General features: G+C 68.9%; 16 protein-coding genes and 2 pseudogenes. 8 read left to right on the top strand and 10 right to left on the bottom strand.

The genetic code is table 11. The features are described 5' to 3' along the window. Positions 1–129 precede the first annotated feature (129 nt). Positions 130–309, bottom strand: coding sequence for a DUF6233 domain-containing protein (locus tag OO67_RS39705; protein WP_167748646.1), 180 nt, complete (start codon positions 307–309; stop codon positions 130–132). A 299-nt stretch (positions 310–608) separates the two neighbouring features. Further along, positions 609–1,829, bottom strand: a complete 1,221-nt coding sequence (locus OO67_RS14715) for a cation:proton antiporter (protein ID WP_033300455.1) — start codon at positions 1,827–1,829, stop codon at positions 609–611. A gap of 446 nt (positions 1,830–2,275) precedes the next feature. On the opposite strand from OO67_RS14715, the pseudogene OO67_RS14720 reads away from it, so the two are divergent. The 4 genes and pseudogenes from OO67_RS14720 to OO67_RS14740 form a co-directional block, all read left to right on the top strand. Beyond that, positions 2,276–3,379 (top strand): annotated as a pseudogene (locus OO67_RS14720) (ISAzo13 family transposase); the annotation flags it as partial. A gap of 330 nt (positions 3,380–3,709) precedes the next feature. Then, positions 3,710–4,093: pseudogene (locus tag OO67_RS14730) on the top strand (hypothetical protein); the annotation flags it as partial. 371 nt (positions 4,094–4,464) lie between these two features. Continuing rightward, positions 4,465–4,746: a hypothetical protein gene (locus OO67_RS14735; RefSeq protein WP_051709387.1), complete on the top strand. Its 282-nt coding sequence runs from the start codon at positions 4,465–4,467 to the stop codon at positions 4,744–4,746. Then, positions 4,743–5,147, top strand: a complete 405-nt coding sequence (locus tag OO67_RS14740; protein WP_033300462.1) for a hypothetical protein — start codon at positions 4,743–4,745, stop codon at positions 5,145–5,147. Before OO67_RS14735 ends, OO67_RS14740 begins: the two co-directional genes overlap by 4 nt. Before the next feature lie 358 nt (positions 5,148–5,505). Here the strand turns inward: OO67_RS14740 and OO67_RS14745 are convergent, their stop codons facing one another. After that, the gene (locus OO67_RS14745) at positions 5,506–6,660 is read right to left on the bottom strand and encodes an oxygenase MpaB family protein (RefSeq protein WP_244300185.1); all 1,155 of its coding nucleotides are present in this window, start codon (positions 6,658–6,660) and stop codon (positions 5,506–5,508) included. 561 nt (positions 6,661–7,221) lie between these two features. Here OO67_RS14745 and OO67_RS14750 point away from each other — a divergent pair. Next, positions 7,222–7,758: an RICIN domain-containing protein gene (locus tag OO67_RS14750; protein WP_033300464.1), complete on the top strand. Its 537-nt coding sequence runs from the start codon at positions 7,222–7,224 to the stop codon at positions 7,756–7,758. Positions 7,759–8,014: 256 nt separating this feature from the next. Here OO67_RS14750 and OO67_RS14755 read toward each other — a convergent pair whose 3' ends face one another. The 7 genes from OO67_RS14755 to OO67_RS14785 form a co-directional block, all read right to left on the bottom strand. Continuing rightward, positions 8,015–8,197 (bottom strand): hypothetical protein, encoded by a 183-nt coding sequence (locus tag OO67_RS14755; RefSeq protein WP_033300466.1) that lies wholly within the window; start codon positions 8,195–8,197, stop codon positions 8,015–8,017. 50 nt (positions 8,198–8,247) lie between these two features. Beyond that, entirely contained in the window at positions 8,248–8,895 is a 648-nt protein-coding gene (gene otnC / locus OO67_RS14760) for a 3-oxo-tetronate 4-phosphate decarboxylase (RefSeq protein WP_033300467.1), read from the bottom strand. Beyond that, on the bottom strand, positions 8,892–10,166 hold the full coding sequence (gene otnK / locus OO67_RS14765; RefSeq protein WP_033300469.1) for a 3-oxo-tetronate kinase: 1,275 nt from the start codon (positions 10,164–10,166) through the stop codon (positions 8,892–8,894). Before otnK ends, otnC begins: the two co-directional genes overlap by 4 nt. 113 nt (positions 10,167–10,279) lie before the next feature. After that, on the bottom strand, positions 10,280–11,368 hold the full coding sequence (locus OO67_RS14770; RefSeq protein ID WP_033300470.1) for an isocitrate/isopropylmalate dehydrogenase family protein: 1,089 nt from the start codon (positions 11,366–11,368) through the stop codon (positions 10,280–10,282). 14 nt (positions 11,369–11,382) lie between these two features. After that, the gene (locus OO67_RS14775; protein WP_051709389.1) at positions 11,383–12,264 is read right to left on the bottom strand and encodes a sugar phosphate isomerase/epimerase family protein; all 882 of its coding nucleotides are present in this window, start codon (positions 12,262–12,264) and stop codon (positions 11,383–11,385) included. Next, complete coding sequence (locus OO67_RS14780) at positions 12,261–12,980, bottom strand: aspartate/glutamate racemase family protein (protein WP_244300187.1); 720 nt, start codon at positions 12,978–12,980, stop codon at positions 12,261–12,263. The genes OO67_RS14775 and OO67_RS14780 overlap by 4 nt, the downstream gene beginning before the upstream one ends. 226 nt (positions 12,981–13,206) lie before the next feature. Next, a complete protein-coding gene (locus OO67_RS14785; RefSeq protein WP_033300471.1) occupies positions 13,207–13,920 on the bottom strand; it encodes a FadR/GntR family transcriptional regulator in 714 nt (237 codons plus the stop codon). A 363-nt stretch (positions 13,921–14,283) separates the two neighbouring features. On the opposite strand from OO67_RS14785, the gene OO67_RS14790 reads away from it, so the two are divergent. The 3 genes from OO67_RS14790 to OO67_RS14800 all read left to right on the top strand — a co-directional run bounded on the left by OO67_RS14790 (position 14,284) and on the right by OO67_RS14800 (position 18,734). Then, a complete protein-coding gene (locus OO67_RS14790) occupies positions 14,284–15,576 on the top strand; it encodes a CitMHS family transporter (protein ID WP_033300473.1) in 1,293 nt (430 codons plus the stop codon). A 61-nt stretch (positions 15,577–15,637) separates the two neighbouring features. Continuing rightward, complete coding sequence (locus OO67_RS40795; RefSeq protein ID WP_078597972.1) at positions 15,638–15,805, top strand: hypothetical protein; 168 nt, start codon at positions 15,638–15,640, stop codon at positions 15,803–15,805. 1,948 nt (positions 15,806–17,753) lie between these two features. After that, positions 17,754–18,734 carry a GNAT family N-acetyltransferase gene (locus OO67_RS14800; protein WP_051709392.1) on the top strand — a complete coding sequence of 327 codons (981 nt, stop codon included), beginning with the start codon at positions 17,754–17,756 and terminating at the stop codon, positions 18,732–18,734. Positions 18,735–18,751: the final 17 nt, after the last annotated feature.

The raw sequence follows: 18,751 nt of genomic DNA on the forward strand, positions 1-18,751 counted from the left end.
CGCTGGAACAACTCCCACAACTCGTCCGGCACCAGCCGCTCAACGATCCCCACCATGACTCACAGAATACCTAGTCGCCCAAATGAGATGACTTCTAAGCAGGCAGGCGCCCCTAGCAGGGGTGCCTGCTCAGCCCAGCAGTCTGGTCTGCGGTCGGCAGACCTCGCACGTTTCGATGTCCGGCTGCGCGAGTGCGACCATCGCGTCTTCCTGGGAGATGAGCCCGATTTGGTCCGGGTAGGTGGCGCACCCTCCACGGTGCAGCAGCGCCACCGATGACGAGCGCTGCGGCTGGATCTTCCACGACATCTCCGCCCGCGCCCTCTCCCGCCGCTCCCGCTCTTGTGCTTCCTGGATCTCGATTTCGCGGATGTGGCGTTCGGTCTGTCCGACCTGCCAGCGCAGGAATCGCCGATCACACCCGCGCCCGCGATGACCGCGGCCAGGGCGAGCAGGCCCCATAAACGGGTCGAGCTGGAACTGCGCGGATCCCTATCGATGAACAGGGTCCCGGTCATCCGCCTGACGTCGGCGGCGTCCACCCGTGCCATGTCCCGTCCTCCTTCGTCGTCGGGTGTGCGCTTTCCGGTCCGGTCCCCACGGTCCGGTCACCACGTCTCGGATTCTGTCGCGGTCTCCGTCGGGTCCTTCACCCGGCCGGAGCCGCCCGCCGCCCGCAACCGCATCGCGAACAGCGGCAGCACGAGCACGGAGATCATCGCGGCGCCCACCAGGGCGGCGGCGGCGTCCGACCCGATGAGCTTCTGGTCGACCCCGATGGTGGTGATCGCCACGACGAGAGGCAGACATGTGGAGGCGAAAAGGGCCAGGGCGGTACGGTCGGCCCGCACGAAGTCGCGCGGTGCGAACAGGTACCCCGGCCCGCCGCGCACCACCAGGAAGAGCAGCAGGAAGACGGGCACCAGCCGCAGCGCTCCGAGGTCGTGCAGGAGGGCGTGCAGGTCGAACTCGATGCCGGTGACCACGTAGAACAGCGGCACGAGGAAGCCGAAGTCCAGGGACTCCACCCTTCCGAGGACTTCGTCGCTACTCCCGGGCGCCGCGCGCTTGAGGACGAGGCGGGTGAGCACCCCGGCGGCGAAGGCGCCGAGCAGCACGTCGAGGCCGAACACCTCGGCCAGCCCCAGCATGCAGGCCAGCAGCAGCATCACGAAGCGGACCGCGAACTGGCCGCTGCTGTGCAGGGTCCGCTCGGTGAGCTGCGCGAACCAGGGCGGCCTCGGGCGCATCGCCCAGAAGACCGCCGCGGCCGTGATCAGCCCGAACGCGATCAGCAGTGCGGCCGACTCGGCCGGCCGGCGTCCGCTGAGCAGCAACGCCACGGCGACCACCGGGCCGAACTCGCCGACCGCGCCGAACGCCGACATCACCGTGCCGAAGCGACCCTGCAGTTGACCACTATCCTTGAGCATCGGCAGGACGGTCCCCAGCGCCGTACTGGTCAACGCGGTCCCGATGACGAAGGCCTCGAACACGTCGCCGCCGCTGATCAGGAAGGCGAACCCGATGCCGACGGCGAGGGAGACAGGCCAGGCCCATAGGGAACGGCGCAGGGTGTCGCCGCGGACCGCCGCGAACTCGATCTCGTACCCGGCCAAGAAGATGAGCATCGACAGCCCCAGGTCGGCGAGCGTGTCGACGACCTCGTCGGGATGCGCCCAGCCGAGGACGTCCGGACCGATGAGGATGCCAAGGATGATCTCGAAGATGACCAGGGGGACGCGGAGACGGCGGCCGGTGGCGTGCACGAGGAGGGGCGCCAGGACGGCAGCTGCCATGATCAGGACGAGGGTCCCCGCATGGGTCATGAGCGGACGCCATCGCGCATCCGCGAGGCGGCGGCAACCTCGGCGCGCCCGGTGCCGCCGTCACAGGGCTTGGGGTGACGAAGACCTCGCGCGTCCGCACCCGGGAGCCGCGTCGGCGCCGCCCCGTCGCGGCCGGTGACCAGCCTTCGTACGGAATTCGCCCGCGTATTCTCCGGCATCGGCATCTCCCCTCGCGGCGGCCCGGCCGTGGCGCGAGGACGCACACGGCCACCCGCCACCTTTCCCTCGGCCGGGTGGTGGAGCCACCGGGCCTAGCCCGTCGGAGGCATGGGTGCCCGGACCCGTGCCGGCCCGCGCGGGCGCGGTGCGAGCGGGTGAGATCCTCTCGAATACTGAGCGCTTTTGCAGCAACCCCATCGCCGCCCTCATGCGTCGTGGCCCTCGGCGCGCACAGCCGCGTTCTCCGTGTTGGCGGCCGAGCAATCCGCAACGACCGGGGCGCCGGCCAGCCGGTCATCAGCGTGGACACCAAGAAGAAGGAACTCGTCGGCGACTTCAAGAACAGCGGCCGCCAGTGGCGTCCCGTCGGCGAGCCTGTCCCGGTCAGCGTCCACGATTTCGCCGACCCGCAGCTGGGCAAAGCCGTCCCCTACGGGATCTACGATCTGACCGCGAACACCGACTGGGTCAACGTCGGCACCGATCACGACACCGCCGCGTTCGCCGTGGAATCGATCCGCCGCTGGTGGCACGGCCAGGGCCAGGCTGCCTACCCGCGGGCGACACGCCTGCTGATCACGGCCGACGCCGGCGGATCCAACGGCTACCGCACCCGGGCCTGGAAGCTCGAACTCGCCCGGCTCGCAGCTGAAACCGGGCTGACGATCGCCGTGTGTCACCTACCGCCAGGCACATCGAAGTGGAACAAGATCGAGCACCGGCTCTTCTCGCACATCACCATGAACTGGAGCGGCCGACCGCTGACCAGCCACGAAGTCATCGTGCAGTCGATCGCCGCGATCACCACCCGCACCGGACTACGTGTGAGAGCCGAACTCGACACCAACACCTACCGGACCGGAGTCCGCATCAAAGACGCGGAGATGGCCGCCCTGCCGCTGACCCGGCACGCATTCCACGGCGACTGGAACTATGCCCTGCACCCCCACCCATCACCCGTAATTTTGGCGGCCCGGGCCCCGCAGACGCCGGATCCGGAGTGGGACCAGGCCCTGCTCTCCGATCCAGCACTGACCGGGATGACCCGCCAGCACCTGAACGACCTCACCGAAACCCTGGCCGTCGACGGGGATATCCGGCGCGGTCGGCCGCCTCGGCTGGGCTTCGCCGACCAGGTCCTGGCCACCGTGCTCCACCTGCGGGCCGCCCTGGCCGCGGAACCCCTCGCCGTCCTGTTCGGCACCAGCCGCACCGCTATGCACCGCACCCTCCTGAAGAACCGGCGACTGCTCGCGGCACACGGCATCACCATCCCACCGGCGACAGCCCCACCCACGACCCTCGCCGCCCTTCAGGACCGGGTCCAGACACTGACCCCTGAGGACAACAAGATCAAAACAACGTGTTAATGATCTGCAATCCCTTAGTTCAGAGAAGGCGCTTTCCAGCTGGATTCCGCGTGGCACCACGGTTGGGAAACGGTCGCCGCTCTCATCGCGACCACCAAGGCGACCACCCAGTGACCAGCCGCTCCCCTACCCGCCTGGCCCGCGTTCCCTCCGGGACCGGCATGGCCGCGCCCTCCAGCAGGTGCACGACGACTTCACCCCCGAGGGCACCGAACCCACCCCCGCCACCTACTTCACTCCCCCGGCCCCAGCCTGCCGCCGACGGGCTGCCTGATCAATCAGCCGACGCCGGTACAACCGACCCGCATCAACCAGTAGAAGGAACTCCCCATGCCACACCAGTCGTTACACACCCCTGAGCAGCAGCTCGTCGCCGCGAAGCGAGGCCTTGGCCTGCCGGTCGTGGTCGCGATCTGCGGCTCCACCCGCTTCATGGAGCAGATGGTCGAAGCTGACCTGGAGGAGACCGCCGCCAAACGGATCGTGGTCAAGCCGGGCTGCGACCTGAAGAAGCCGCACCTGCTGTGGGCGGACCCTGACCGGGCCGAGCGCCTCAAGGAGGACCTGGACGAGCTGCACCGGGCGAAGATCCGCCTGGCTGATGAGGTCCTGGTCGTCGGTGACTACATCGGGGATTCCACCCGTTCCGAGATCCGCTACGCCCGGGCCCTCGGACTGTGGGTCCGGTTCACCCACCCGGAGGTCGACCCGGATCCCGTGACCTTGCCCGAGTCCACATACGAACTGCGCACCGTCGGCTCCACCGCCACGATCCCCCTGCCGTCGGTCGTGCCGGCACCCGGTCTGCACGTCTACGAACTGCCGGAACACCTGCGCGAGGAAGGGGACGGCGTCGCGAACCCGTGGCGGCTGGGACACCACTCCGGCCTCGCCCTCGCCGCCTTCCCGTGCAAGGAAGACGCGCTGCGCGGCACCCGTGAGATCGCCGACCTGACCGACTGGACGCGCAGCGCCGAAGACATCAGGACCGATCCGTCCTTCGACGTGGAGGATTACGCCGACTCCCTGACGGGGCGCACCAACGCCCTGCTCGTGTCGGCGTCGATGGACCGGAGGGAGCCGGCATGACCATCCCGCTGACGGGCACGACGCCGCCTCTCCCGTCGGACTCGCCCGCGCCCGGGTGGGACGAGGCCGGCTTCCGGTGCGGCCGGTGCGGGGCCGATCGCACTGTCGCCAACGAGGACGACTACCTCAAGGTGGTCGGTGCGCACCGTGACGCCCACGCAGTGTGGGACCGTCTCAACTCCATCGAGCGCGACGGGATCGCTTCGATCCTGCGCACCGTCCTCTCCGCGCCGGATCTTGCTGCGGAGCTCCTGGCCCTCGCGGACGGAATCCGATGAGCTACCGCGAGCACACCAGCAAGGAAGGCTGGAGCGACTGGGCGCTCGCCCACCTGGCCGTCGACATCCGCAGCGGGGCCCGCTACGGCGGCATCCTGGAAGCGGAGGTGGAACCGCGGATGCGGGAGGAGTTCACCGCCGAGGAGGTACGCCGGATCGACGCGTACCTGGCCGCAAGCCTGCCTGACACCGACCGCCTGGCCGCGATCGAGAACTGCGCGGCGGACGACGACACGAGGTGGCTGGTCGAGCAGCTCACGATCGCCTGGGACCGGCTGGAGACACTGAGGGACCGGATCGACGACGGCGGCAGCCTGATGAGCAACAGTCATGTCGCCAGCGCCATCGGCTACGTCCGTCGGACCCGCGAAGCCACCGATGCCGGACCGACGTGCCTCTGACGCCGTAGGCAAGGGCAGCCCCAGCCGGCTCGGCCGGGGTTGCCCGCTCCCACAGAGAGACAGGAAGGTCGACCCGATGAGTTTCCCGCACCTCCCGGCCGGCGCCTTGTGTGTCCTGGTCGGGCCGCCTGGCTGCGGCAAGTCCGCTCTCGCCGCTCGTTGGCCGGACAGCTGATGTGTGTCTGGACCGATTCCGTGAGCTCGCCACGGACTCCTTCTCTGTCAAGTTCAGCGTGTTGAGCCGAACTGGGGCAGAGGGGTCAGTTGCCTCCGCCCTGAGCCTGCGCGAAAAGCCGCAGCCGCCAAGGGCGCGATACTCCAGTGCGCTTGGCGGCTCCATTGGCCGTATGACCGGTGGTCAGCGGTTGTCGTCGAGTTCTTGGTGCATCTGGGGCTGATCGTCCTGGTCGTGGGTGAGTGCGTACTGCTCGATCTCGTTGAACGCCTTGGAGGCGACTCCCAGGAGGTCCTTGTAGGGGTTGACGCCGACGGTCCGCTGGGCGGCTCCGCCGAAGAGGCCGCCGGCCGTATTGCTGACGAGGCCGTGGCCCGCGGCGAGCGGCTCGCCCGCGAGGTCGAGAGGGCTCTTGGGCAAGCCGGCCATGTCGGCGTACTTGTCGGTGAGCGCGACGCGGGTCAGCGCGATGTATGCGTCACTGGCGCCGGGCTTGAGGAGGTCGCGGTAGAACTTGATGGCCTGAGCGGTCATGAAGACACCGTCGTCGGTCTTCTTCCACTCCGTCTCCCGCTCCTGGTTCCACAGCCGCTCGGCCTCATCCGCGTCCTTGGGCAACTGCCACTTCTCCGGCGTGCCGAGGTAGTGGTTGACGTAGTGCCAGGCGCACATGAAGCCACGGGCGTCGTCGGCGGAGACATCGATGCCGAGGTTCCTCATGCCCTGGAGGATCTGGGTGCTGAAGACGCAGGCGGCGCCGGTGGTGTACTTCTGGGAGACCGGCTCGCCCCACTTGTCGTAGTCCCACTGGCCGCTCTGCTTGTGCAGTTGCCTGACCGAGGCGTGCACGAGGCGCACTTTTGTCACGGTGGCGGCCAGGGTCCCGTCGCGCATGGCGTTCTTGTTGCCCATGTCGATGAACAGGCGGGAGGACTGCGACAGCCTTCGGCCTGGTCCCTCGACACCTCCGAGGCGGCCGGTGGAGCGCAGGGTGAATGCCCCGGTGGGTGCGAGGTAGGTGCCGATGAGGCCGACGGTGCCCTGCAGCATCGAGGCGGTGCCGTGGTGGTGGCCGAAGAAGCCCTCGGCGGCCTTGACGTCTGCCTCGCTCCAGTCCGGCGGCGGGGTGGCTGCCTCCCGCAGGAACTGGGCCAGCCGATCGGGAAGCCGCGACATATCCGTGTCGGGCTTGAGCGTTCCGATCGTCCGGAACAGGGCGTTGATCCCGTCGACCTCCCTGTTCTTGAGGAGGTCGGTCACCAGCGCGTCAGCCGCAGGATCTCCGACCTTGCTCGCGGCTTCCAACTCAGTCGCAACCGTTGCCGATGTCAACGCCATAGCAATACTCCTCGGTATTCATCCAATTGACCATGCAATGGGTGACCTGCGCACAGACACGCTCCTCCCAGGGGGCGCCCCGTCGTGCTGCGCGAGAAGACCCTGGATTGCCGCTCTCGCAGAGGGAGGCCCATCGTGCGGGCTGCTCGATGGGCACGAATGCGAAGGAGGCGTGCGGCAAGATCACATCACTTCGATCTTGCCGCAATCGTCGCCTCGATTTGGTCACCCAATAGGAGTAAGGGGGCGTGCGCCCCGCGTGAATCAGAGAGTGCGCAGAAACTGTCGTTTCGGTCGGTGGCGTGTTGCGCTGCCCGTGTTTCCAGGCCGCAGCCGGGCGACCACCGGCTCTGGGGTCGACGAAGCCCCTTCAGCGGGTGGCATCCATATGTCTTCTTCCAGGCCGCGGTAGCACGGCCCGTACCAGCACTCCGTCCGCCGTGGAGAGCTCTGAGCCGGACAGCGGTACCGGTCCACCCCGGATAGCTGGCTCTCCTCGATCGGGTGGTCATCTCCCGAAAAAACGGTTTGGCACAAATCTGGCCCGTCAAGATCGCGCGTATGACTATCCGTCGCTGGGCCGCTGCCGCGGCCGCCATCATTTCCGTCGCAGTCCTGACAGGGTCCGCTCAAGCCGCACCCACCGCCGCCCCCGTCCCCTCCGGGCCTGTTGTCATCACCAATGACGCCCACACCAATTACCTGGTCCCTGACGACACGGTCGGCAACGCTGGCACCTTCCTGCAGGTCTACTACCGGCACGACCATCCCTTCCCGCGCACATTCCAGTTCGAGCAGGTGAACGGGCGTCCCGGAATCTTCCACTGGAAGAGCGCCCGAACCGGGAACTGCGCCGACGCCAGGGCCGGAGAGCCGGGGGGCTCGGTGTACCTGGCCGCGTGCACGACGAACAAGTCCCAATGGTGGATCCTCAGGTCCACCGACGAGAGCCCTGCACGGTGGGTTCTGTCGCCCTACCTGAACGAGGACGTTGTCGTCACCGGCCTGTTCGGGGACGACAACTACGCACCGCTGCGTGAACTGCCCAACCCCAACTCCCCGACTACTTCGCAGATGTGGCACTTCACCCGGCAGTGATTGCGTTGTCCTTCGATGCTGCTTCCCGCGCAGGGCTCCGCCCCGCCCTACGGCAGGGCCCTGCGCGGGAAGCCGTTGGCGGAGCGGCACGGTGATCAGCTGCCGGATGTGGGCCGCCGACGGCCCGTGGTAATGGGTCCTGACCTCGAAGCCTCGTGACGGTCCACCGACAGAGTCGGTGGACCGTCACGAGCTGTGGGCCGAGGCTGCACAGGCGGAGGGCCCGATTGCCGCCCTGAAGTGGCAAGCCCCTGCGTCAGCCGAGGCGGTCCCCCTTCGCCACGTAGCTGAGTCGCAGAAGCGACGAGGCCGCTGTTGCGGCATGCCCGTCGCACGGCCCGGAAGTTCGGGCAGAGCCGGCCTGGTCGCAGACACGCAGGTCGGTGCCGTACTGGTCGACGAGGTCGGCGGTGGGAACGGGGGTGAGGGGTTCGGACATCGGGGGTTCTCCTTCGCTGAGGGCTGCTGCGCTCGCTCTCTATCCGGCCGTCAGGGGGATGTGGGTGCGAGCGCAGCAGCCTGTTCGGGGGTGAGGGGACGGGGGGTGTGTCCCCTCAGGAGCAGGTGGAGTTTGGCGGTCTCTTCCAGTTCCTCTATGGCATCGGCTGCCTGTTCCAGGGTTGCGCCGGCGATGACGGGGCCGTGGTTGGCGAGGAGGACGGCGTGGTGGGTGCGGGCCGTCTGCTCGGCGAGGGGTTCCAGGGCGTTGTCGCCGGGGGCGTGGTAAGGCAGCAGTGGCAGAGTGCCGACGCGCATGGCGTAGTAGGCGGTGAGCGGGGGGAGGGCGTCAGCCGGGTTCACGTCGTCCAGGCAGGAGACTGCGGCGGCGTGGGTGGAGTGCAGGTGCACGACCGCGTGGGCGCCTGGCCGGGCCCGGTAGAAGGCAGCGTGCAGGAACGCCTCCTTGGTGGGCCGGGGGCCGTCGAGGTGGCGGCCGCTCAGGTCGGTGCGGGACAGCTGGGCTTCCTCGACGGTACCGAGACTGGACCCGGTGGAGGTGAGAAGGAGGCTGCCATCAGAAAGGCGGACGGAGAGATTGCCGGTCGATCCGTGAGTCAGACCCCGCATGAACAGGGAGCGGGCGGTGCGCACGATCAGCGCGCGAGCTGCTGACTCGTCAGCGTGCGTGGCGGTCACCTGGCCACCTCTGCCGGAGCGGCGAGGGTGCGGGTGAACAGGTCGGGGGCTCCGAAGTTGCCGGACTTGAGCATGAGGGCGAGGTCGCCGGTCTTGGTGGCCGCATATGTCCAGGGCACGCCGGGGTCGGCTTCCTGGCCGACGAGGACGGCGCGGACGCCGAGGGCGGTGGTGACGGCGCCGGAAGTCTCCCCGCCTGCGACGAGCAGGCGGCGTACGCCGCGCTCGACGAGGTGGGAAGCGAGGGTTCCCAGGAGTTCCTCGACCTGTGCGGCAGCCTCGGCGACCCCTAGCTGGGCCTGTACTGCCGCGAGTTCCTCGGGTGAGGCGGAGGCGTAGATGAGGACGGGCAGGCCGGCGTCCTGTCCGTCGTACCAGACCAGGGCTTCGCCGATGACATCACGTCCGGAGGCGGCGGCGAGTACGTCGAGATGGAGGGAGGGCAGACCGGAGGCGTAGAACTGGGCGATCTGTTCCAGGGTGCGGGCCGAGCAGCTGCCGGCCAGGACTGCGGCCCGGCCCTCGCGCGGCAGCGGTTCGGGGGCGGCCGGTCCGGTGGCCGGGTAGGCGTGTCCGAACCCTTCGGCCAGGCCCGCGGCCCCGGCGACGACCGGCAGTTCGAGCGCGGCGGCCCCGAGGACGGCGAGGTCGTCGTCGGTCAGAGCGTCGGCGACGATGTGCCGGACGCCGGACTGCTGGTGGGTGACGACGGCCTCCCGGACGGCCTCGACTCCACGGCGCACGGTCGCCCAGTCGATCAGGGCCACTTTGTGGCGGGTCTGCGCGGACAGCAGACGCACCAGAGCGGAGTCCGTCATGGGGTTGAGGGGGTGGTGGCGCAGGGGCGAGTCCGACAGCAGTTGGTCGTGGACGAACAGGTGCCCTTGGTAGACGGTGCGTCCGTTGGGCGGGGAGGCCGGGCAGTGCAGGGTGGTGGCGGTGCCCGCGGCGTCCATGAGGGCGTCGGTGACCGGGCCGATGTTGCCGTGCGGGGTGGAGTCGAAGGTCGAGCAGTATTTGAAGTAGATCTGTGCCGCACCCTTTGCCCACAGCCACCGCTGGGCTGTCAGGGAGTCGGCCACTGCCTCGTCGGCGGGCGTGGACCGGGATTTCAGGGCGATGACGGCGGCGTCGCAGTCCGCGGGAAGCACGGTGGCGTCGTCGGGGGTGCCGAAGACCAGGGCGGTGCGCAGGCCGGCACGCCGGAAGGCGGCGGCGACGTCAGTGCCGCCGGTGAAGTCGTCGGCTATGCAGCCGATGCGCAGGGTCATGGTCGGGGGTCTCTCCTCGGGCGTGCGGGCGGCAGAGGGTGGGGGTCCAGGGCGGGCGACCCTGACCGAGCGAAGTCGGGAGCTCAGGGGAGGCCCGCCCAGGAGCGCGGTGGTCAGCTCTGGCCGACGCCCATGCTGATCGCCTTGATGACGGCGGCGGTGAACTCGGTGGTGGAGGCGGAGCCGCCGAGGTCGCGGGTGGAGGTGCCGGCGGCGATCGCCTCGGCCACACCCTTCTCGATGGTCCTGGCGACGGTGGCCAGCTTCTCGTCGCCGTGCTTGGCGGCGAGCCACTCGAACAGCATCGCGCCGGAGAGGATCATGGCGACAGGGTTGGCGATGTTCTCCCCGGCGATGTCGGGGGCGGAGCCGTGGGACGCCTGGGCCATCGCGGCGGTGGCGGAGGAGTTGATGGACGGCGCGGTGCCCAGCGAGCCGGAGATCTCGCCGGCCAGGTCGGAGAGGATGTCGCCGAACATGTTCTCGGTGACGATGACGTCGAAGTCCTGCGCGCGGCGCACCAGGTGGACGGTCATGGCGTCGATGTGGAAGTCGTCCACCGCGACATCGGGGTACTCCTGGGCGACTTCCTGGCACACCGTGCGGAACAGGCCGGTGGTGAGCTTGAGGACGTTCGCCTTGTGCACGATCGTCAGCTTCTTGCGGCGCGAGCGGGCCAGGTCAAAAGCGACGCGCGCGACCCGCTCGGTGGCCTGCCGGGTGATGATGCCCAGCATGATCGCGGTGTCCGGGGTGGGCATGAACTCGCCGGTGCCGGCGTAGGTGTTGCGGTCGGCGTAGAAGCCTTCGGTGTTCTCGCGGACGATGACGAGGTCGGCATTGTCGCAGATGGCCTTCGCGCCGGGGAAGGACTTGGCGGGGCGGATGTTGGCGAAGAGCTGGAAGTGCTTGCGCAGAGTGCCCGAGGGGTTGAGGGCGGACTTGTGCGGCTCGGGGTAGCTGACGGAGTCGTGCGGGCCGAGGTACCAGCCGTCAAGTCCGGCCAGGGCGTCCTTGGTCTCCTCGGGGACGGGGGTGGCGTGGGACTCGATGGCAGTGGAGCCGAGCGGCAGGGTCACCCAGTCGACCGAGACGCCGGCGGCCTGGGCGGCGGCGGTGGCGATCTCCACGGAGGAGGGGACGATCTCGGGGCCGATGCCGTCGCCCTCAAGGACGCCGAGGCGGTAGGTCTTTGTGCTCATGGTGTGGGTTCCTCTCAGAACGGGCTGGTCGTGGACATGGGGGAGAGCGGGGAGTCGGGTCGTGCGAGTACGGCCGCGGCGTCGGTGAGCGCGGTCCAGGAGCGGGCGGCGGCTTTCGGGCTGTCCCCGTCCTGGGTGTGCTCCAGCGTGAGCCAGCCGGTGAAACCACCCGCGTGCAACGCCTGCAGGAGGGAAGGGAGCCGTGGATCACCGAGGGCCAGGGGGCCTCGTGTGGCGGGTGCCGCGAGCTGTAGACAACCGGTGACGCGGGCGTGCTGTGCGACGGCCTGCGTCACGTCGATGCCTTCGGCATCGAGGTGGTGGGTGTCCAACACCAGCCCTGCCGGAGTGCCGAGCAAGTCGATCACGGCGAGGGCCTGCGCAGGGGTGTGCCACAGCGAGGTACTGACACGCGACTGCGGCTCCAGCAGCAGCCGGCTGCCACGTGCGGACGCCTCCTCGGCCAGATGCTCCACGGCGCGTCCGGCCCAGATCCGCTGAAGGTCTTCCAGCCCGGGCAGGAAGGTGCCGCGTGTCTGGCCCAGCGTGACCGGCACGCCGAGCTCTCCGGCGAGGCGGGCGGCGCCCAGCAGACGGAACAGGGCGTGACGGCGTACGTCCGGCGAAGGGTCGGTCAGCGTCAGCCGGTCCTGGGCCGCGACCGGTCCGGTGCCGATGCCGAGGACCTTCAGGCCGGCAGCTTCGACGGTGCGCGCCAGGGCCTCGGCCGCGTGTGCACCCGTGTCACGGACCTGTACCTCCACGCCGTCGTAGCCGAGTTCACCGAGGTGGCCGACCGCTTCGGTCAGGGGCGCTTCGTAACCAAGGGGCATGGGCGTGGCGCAGTCGTCGCCGGTGACGGTGTATGCGAGTGGCCAGGGCAGGCGCGCTGTCACGGTGCGACCGTCCCGGCAGCAGCCGTCTGTTCTTGGCCGAGGACGAGCAAGTCGCGCAGTTCACGGGCTGCGGCTCCGGCGCCGTCCAGCACGGGCACACCCAACAGATCGGCCAGCGCCTCGCGGGCCGGCGTGAGTGAGTACTGCGCCAGCAGCACCACCTCGGCGTCGGCGCCTCCGGCGGTGCGCAGGGCGTCCGCAAGGTGACGGGCTGTGGCCTCGGCGTCGGCCGCGACGGCCGCCTCCTCACTCAGAGCTGTCACGATGTCCACCGGACGGTCCCGGCGCGCCGCCGGTATGAGGGCTTCGAGCTGGGCCACGGCGGCCGGCACTGCGGGCGGGGTGGAGGCGGCGACGGCGATGCGCCGGTACGGGCCGGCCAGTGCCGTCTCGAACATCGCCTCATCCGACTTCAGGACAGGCACGTCCCACAGCCCGCGGGCGGTGTCCACGACCTCGCCGTAGGAGGAACAGGTCAGCAGCAGGCCCTGGGCGCCCCCTTCCATGACGTGTGCGATGAGGCGGAGCATCCGCCGGCGTAGCGCGTCGGTGAGCCCACCGGCCGCGCGGGCGTCGTCCAGCAGGCGGTCGTCCAGCACGTTCCAGACCGTGGCCTGCGGGAATTCCTGCGCGAACGCGTGCCCGGCTATGCGGGTCGCGGCGGGCACGGCGTGGATCATGGCGACCAGAGGCCGGGAGGGATGGGGTTCGATCACCGGGGTTCTTACCTCTTCCGGAAGGCGGGGACCGGCAGGGGTGCCGACCGCGGGCCCGCTCCGCTCGGCGTGGGAACGCCTGTGGCAGCAGCAGGGAGAGAGCCCGGGATGGGAGAACAGCAACCTCTTGTCGAGATGCCGCGCCGCCACTGTAAACCGGTCAACCGGTTGTTTTCGTGCGGGGCCCGCGAGTCGCCGGCGGCTGTCCGGCGACTCGCGGGGCGGGCTACACCTCGCGCTGGTCGAGGGCTTCCATCAGGCGACGGGAAGCCCCGTCCATATGCCGGGCCATCGCGGTACGCGCGGCCTCGACGTCACCCTTTGCGACCGCCTCGAAGATCGGGACATGGTCGCCGTAGGCCACTTCGCGGGGCCGGACAGTGCCCGTGCGCTCCACCCAGCCCCGCTGGATCATCGCGCGCATGCTCTTGAGCATGTCCCGCAGCACCGTGTTGCCGGCCAGTTCACCCAGGGCGGCGTGGAAGGCGGTGTCCGCCTCGGGGAACTCCTCGTCCGGGCATTCGCGCATCGCTGCCAGCCGGGCCCGCAACAACTCGACGCCCGTCTCGTCGCGAGCCTGCGCGGCGAGACCGGCGACGGCCACCTCCAACTCCGCACGCGCCTGCACCATGTCCCGGGAGCCCTGCTCGCCCAGGACGAGGCCCAGCTCGAACAGGCGATAGAGCACGTCCGAATCGGTGCCGCGGAAGTACGTCCCGCTGGACTGCCGGATCTCCAGCAGGCCGAGGAAGCCGAGCGACTTGATCGCCTCACGTACCGTCGGCCGGTTCACCCCGAGCATCTCGGTCAGCCGCCGCTCCGAGGGGATGCGGTCGCCGGGCTCCACCTGGCCGGACATCAGGTAGTCGATCAGTCGGCGGGAGACCTCGGCAGCCAGCGGCTCGCGCGGCTCGACCGTGATTCTGGCGAGTTCGGCCATCGAATTCCTCACTTCGGTATTGACGTGATGGCTGGATTCTAGTTACCTACCGGCAATCCGGTAAACCGGTCGTCCGGATGTGCCGCGAGCCGCTCGCTTCCCCGCATCATCCATCCGCCACCGGGCACCCCAGCCATGCCCGGTGCACCGTACCCAGCCCCCTGCCGGGCCGATGCCCCATGACCGGGCGCCCCGAAAAGGCCGTACAGGAGCCGCACGTACCATGACCGACCCGACGCACGAGCCGAGCACGGCATCGCGCGTGCTTGCCAGTCCCCTCCCGACCTGACACGCACTGACCCGCGCGCCGTCCAGCGCCGCCGACCGACCGGCGGCCACTCAGCCCTGCACCTAGGAGCAACGATGCTCGCCGTCCTCGGCTTCGCCACACTGGGCAGCTTCATGCTGCTCGTGATGCGGAAGTACCTCTCCGCGTTCACCGCCATCATGCTCACGCCGATAGCCGCCGCACTGGTCGCCGGCGAGGGCGCCAAGCTGGGCGACATGATCATGAGCGGTCTGGAGACCGTCGCGCCCACCGCTGTTCTGCTGCTCTTCGCGGTCCTCTACTTCGGCCTCATGATGGAGGCCAGACTTTTCGACCCGATCAGCCGGCTGATCATCAAAGCCTCCAAGGGCGACCCCGTGCGCATCTGCGTGGGCACCGCCGTCCTCTCCCTCTGCGTCGCTCTCGACGGTGACGGCACCACCAGCTACATGATCGTGTGCTCCGCGTTCCTGCCGATCTACCGCCGTCTCGGCATGAACCCCCTGGTCATCGCCACCGTCTCCGCCATGGCGCTCGGCACCATCTCCGGCACCACCCCCTGGGGCGGCGCGGCCACACGCGGGATCAGCGTCCTCCACCTCGACGCCACCGAGTACTTCGTCCACATGCTCGCCCCCATGGCCCTGACCTCCCTGGCCATCATCGCCGTCGCCTACTGGCTAGGCCGACGCGAACGCCGCAACATCGACCAGGAAGCCCTCGCCGCCTACAAGCTGGAGATCGACTCCGGCGAGGCGCTCAGCACCGCCCGCGCCGACTGGCGCATGTGGTTCAACGCAGGTCTCACCGTCGTGCTGATGGTCCTGCTGATCCTCGAGGTCGCCGAACTCGTCGTGCTGTTCATGGTGGCCTTCGTCATCGCTCTCATCGTCAACATCCGCGTCATCAGCGACCAGCAAGACCTCATCAAACGCCAGTCGGCCAACGCCGTACCCGTCGTGATGCTCGTACTCGGCGCAGGCGTCTTCACCGGAGTGATGACCGACGCCGGAATGATCAAAGCCATGGCCGATGCGGCACTGGCCATCGTCCCCGACTCCATGGGCAACATCATCCCGCTGTTCACCGCGGTCCTGGCACTCCCGCTCGGCTTCTTCATGTCGAACGACGCCTACTGGTTCGGAGTCGTCCCCGTCCTGGCGGAATCCGCCGCCCACTACGGCATCGACGCCAACGAGATCGCCCGCGCCGGCGCCATCGGACAGATCCTCCACATGATGGGCCCCACCAGCGCCCCGCTCTGGGTCCTCTTGGGCCTGGTCAAGGCCGACCTCGGCGAATTCCAGAAGCACGCCCTGCGCTGGGGCATCCTCGTCTCCCTCGCCTACATCCTTTTCGCCCTCCTTACCGGAGCCATCAGCATCTGACCAGCCAGTCAGCACATGGGTTCGCCCCGGCCGCGTACGCCGGGGCGCATCCGTGATCGAGATGGTGCCCGGGGAGGTCGCCGCGGAGACCACGAGGGCCGCGGCGATTCCCACGGTCGGCATCGAGGCCGAGGAGGACGGCGACGCGCAGGTGCTGGTCTCGCAGGACCCTGATCGAGCCCGTGTCCGCCGACAGGCCGCGCGCGAAGAAGACAGCGGATGGCACTGAGGCCACCGGTGTCGGAGACTTCCGGCCCAAGCGGGCCCGCATCACCCGACGCTCATGAGGGCTACCGCCCCGTTCGAGGCCGACCCGCATGCGGTGATCTGCGAGCTCGTCGCTGCGGTCGAGCCGGAACAGTCGCCCGAGACCGTTCAGCAGGCGATCCAGCGTGCCGGGGCCTCGAAGTCAGCAGCTGTGCGTCTGGCCCAGGCGCTGGAAGGCGGCCTGCTGATCTCGGGCCGGGCCGGGCCGAAGGCCCGGCCTCGGTGGAGCGGTTCATCCGCATCCTGCAGGAGTTCGGGGCCGTCAACGTCGTCCGGCCACCCTGCTCGCGTTGCGCAAACTGCGCCCGCTGACGAACACCAACGGAGCCGGCCTGCGGTTGTGCGCCTCATGTGGCAGCAGCAACAAGACGAAAGGCTGGGCCTGCGCGGTCTGCGGCAACAACGCCATTCCGCGCTACGGGCTCGATCGCACGGGCCGCGAGGCATGCCGCTCGTGTTTCAAGGCCGAATGCACCGGAGACCCGGCCAGTGACCTGCTGCAGTTCCTGGCCGGTCGCCCGCTGAGAGTGAGCGAGGACACTCTACGGGCGGTCATTGCCGAGGTGACAGAAGGCAAGCTCACCGTCACGCGGCGCCTGCACTGGGACGTGCAGAACGACCCCGCCCTGCTCACCGGCCAGACCAACCACTGCTCACCGCGGACTGTGCTCCTGGCCGACCGGCTCCACCACGCCGGAGCCACGGGTGTCTCCGCTCCGAAGTGTCCGCACTGCCAGCGCACCGTCCTGCTCGGACACTCGATCAAAACGGCTCCGAGTCTGTGGCAACTGCTACAACCGCTCCCTCGCCGAACCCTGCAAGTGGTGCAGTCGCTCCCGCACCCCCCGCAGGCAGAGACGCCAGTGGGGCCCCGTTCTGCAACACCTGCCGCGATAAGGAGGCGACTTGCCATGAGACGTGCATCGTCTGCGGCAAATTCCTGGCTGTCTCCGCCCGCACTGGTCAGGGGCCGCTCTGCTCGGCCTGCCGAATGCCGCCCACGATGACGTGTACCTCATGCGGCAACGTCCGTCCCTGCTTCCACAGCACCACCAACTCCCCCCGCTGCCGGGCCTGCCTGACCACGCCAGAACCATGCACGGACTGCGGCCGGACGAAGCGGGTCGTTGCCAGGGTCGCCCGCGGCCCGTTCTGCGAAAACTGCTGGGAAGTGGCACCCGAGGCCCGAAAGCCGTGCGAGGACTGTGGCAAGGTCGAGCGGCTATTTCATTTCGGTCGGTGCCGTCGCTGCGCCGGTGAGCGGCATCTACGCAGGCTCCTGACGCCGCTGGACGGCAGGCCGCGTCCAGAGCTCGATCAGATCGCAGCCGCTTTGCTCGACCACAATCCCCGCAGGGCACTGCTCTACATGCGCGAGTCGAAAGAGGCCGCCAGCCTCCTGAACGACCTGGCGGAGTCGAGCTGATCGCCAGGGTGCCGTCCGAGGCACGCGCGGAAATCGAAGACCTCGCTCGCCGGGAGGGTGCTTCCGTGCGGGTGAACTGGAGCGGTGATCCTGAGATCGCGGCGTGGGGGGTATCCATGGGCACCACGCTGGAGTACGGGCTCTCCTCTGAGGGGCACCTGGAGCGAAAGGACAGGATGATCACCACGGCCCTGTTCGTCGGTGCCGAGCTGGCCGAAGCACCCTACGAAGCGGGGCCCGTCATGCACTGGTGCGATGTCCGGGAACGGGAGAAGAACAGTGGGTCCTGGCCGGTGAAGGCCTCGGTACCCGTAGTAGCCGTTGGTCGACCGGTCGGTATTCGGCCTGGTGACTGCTGCAGTTCCCGGCGGACAGGCAAGGCAGACCGGCCGGTCCTCGGTCCCTGGGTATCGGTGGACCTTTCGCCTCGCCTGCGGCGCACGCCCGTGGTGCGATGAAACAGGGGGTCGGGAAGGAGAGAGCCATGATCCCACCGGCAGGGGAGCGCAAGAGTGGCACGGGCCCTGTGTCGGTCCGCCCGCTGGGTGAGGCGGACCTGGATCGGGCCGACGAGATCTTCAGGGTCGCCTTCGGGACGTTCCTCGGGGCTCCAGAGCCGAAGACGTTCTTCGGGACCGCCGACTACGTCCGCACTCGCTGGGCGGCCGATCCACAGGCGGCCTTCACAGCGACGGTCGAGGGCGAAGTCGTTGCATCGAACTTCGCCGTCAACTGGGGCAGCGTCGGTTACTTCGGCCCGCTGACCGTACATCCGGACCTGTGGGACCAGGGCGTCGGCAGGCGCCTCATGGAGCCGGTCATGGACTGCTTCGACACCTGGGAGAACCGCCACCTGGGCCTGTTCACCTTCTCGCACAGTCCCAAGCACCTTGAGCTCTACCGCCGTTACGGTTTCTGGCCCCGATTCCTCACAGCCATCATGAAGAAGCAGGTCGGAGGCAGTGCCGCAGTCCCCGGCCGAGTGCTGTACGGCCGGCTGCCCGCCGCCGAGCAGCCCCACGCCCTGAGCCTCGGTCGCACACTGACGGGGGCCGTGTACGAGGGCCTGAGCCTGGAACGCGAGATCGTGGCCACGCACGCGCAGGGACTCGGTGACACCATCCTGCTCCAGGGGGCCGGCTCCGAGCTCGATGGCCTGGCCGTCTGCCACTGCGGAGCCGGGTCGGAGGCCGGAGAGGACGTGTGCTTCGTCAAATTCGGCGCCGTGCGCCCTGGCCCGGAGGCGGCTGACCGGTTCGAACGACTGCTCACCGCGTGTGAGCGGCTCGCCGCTGAACGCGGCCTGGGGCAACTGGACGCCGGAATGAACCTCGCCCGCCAGGATGCCTACCGGCGAATGGTCGACCGCGGTTTCCGCACCTGGTTGCAGGGCGTGGCCATGCACAGGCCCAACGAACCCGGCTACAGCCACCCAGCCGCCTACGTGATCGATGACTGGCGCTGAGACCCCGCCACACTCGG

This window comes from Streptomyces atroolivaceus (genome assembly GCF_000717025.1).
GTDB classification, from domain to species: Bacteria; Actinomycetota; Actinomycetes; order Streptomycetales; family Streptomycetaceae; genus Streptomyces; species Streptomyces atroolivaceus.

What these genes read in the sequence shown, in the direction of transcription:
- OO67_RS39705 (WP_167748646.1), bottom strand. Translation starts at nt 309, where the DNA reads ATGTCGTGGAAGATCCAGCCGCAGCGCTCGTCATCGGTGGCGCTGCTG.
- OO67_RS14715 (WP_033300455.1), bottom strand. Translation starts at nt 1,829, where the DNA reads ATGACCCATGCGGGGACCCTCGTCCTGATCATGGCAGCTGCCGTCCTG.
- OO67_RS14735 (WP_051709387.1), top strand. Translation starts at nt 4,465, where the DNA reads ATGACCATCCCGCTGACGGGCACGACGCCGCCTCTCCCGTCGGACTCG.
- OO67_RS14740 (WP_033300462.1), top strand. Translation starts at nt 4,743, where the DNA reads ATGAGCTACCGCGAGCACACCAGCAAGGAAGGCTGGAGCGACTGGGCG.
- OO67_RS14745 (WP_244300185.1), bottom strand. Translation starts at nt 6,660, where the DNA reads ATGGCGTTGACATCGGCAACGGTTGCGACTGAGTTGGAAGCCGCGAGC.
- OO67_RS14750 (WP_033300464.1), top strand. Translation starts at nt 7,222, where the DNA reads ATGACTATCCGTCGCTGGGCCGCTGCCGCGGCCGCCATCATTTCCGTC.
- OO67_RS14755 (WP_033300466.1), bottom strand. Translation starts at nt 8,197, where the DNA reads ATGTCCGAACCCCTCACCCCCGTTCCCACCGCCGACCTCGTCGACCAG.
- otnK (WP_033300469.1), bottom strand. Translation starts at nt 10,166, where the DNA reads ATGACCCTGCGCATCGGCTGCATAGCCGACGACTTCACCGGCGGCACT.
- OO67_RS14770 (WP_033300470.1), bottom strand. Translation starts at nt 11,368, where the DNA reads ATGAGCACAAAGACCTACCGCCTCGGCGTCCTTGAGGGCGACGGCATC.
- OO67_RS14785 (WP_033300471.1), bottom strand. Translation starts at nt 13,920, where the DNA reads ATGGCCGAACTCGCCAGAATCACGGTCGAGCCGCGCGAGCCGCTGGCT.
- OO67_RS14790 (WP_033300473.1), top strand. Translation starts at nt 14,284, where the DNA reads ATGCTCGCCGTCCTCGGCTTCGCCACACTGGGCAGCTTCATGCTGCTC.
- OO67_RS40795 (WP_078597972.1), top strand. Translation starts at nt 15,638, where the DNA reads ATGGTGCCCGGGGAGGTCGCCGCGGAGACCACGAGGGCCGCGGCGATT.
- OO67_RS14800 (WP_051709392.1), top strand. Translation starts at nt 17,754, where the DNA reads ATGATCCCACCGGCAGGGGAGCGCAAGAGTGGCACGGGCCCTGTGTCG.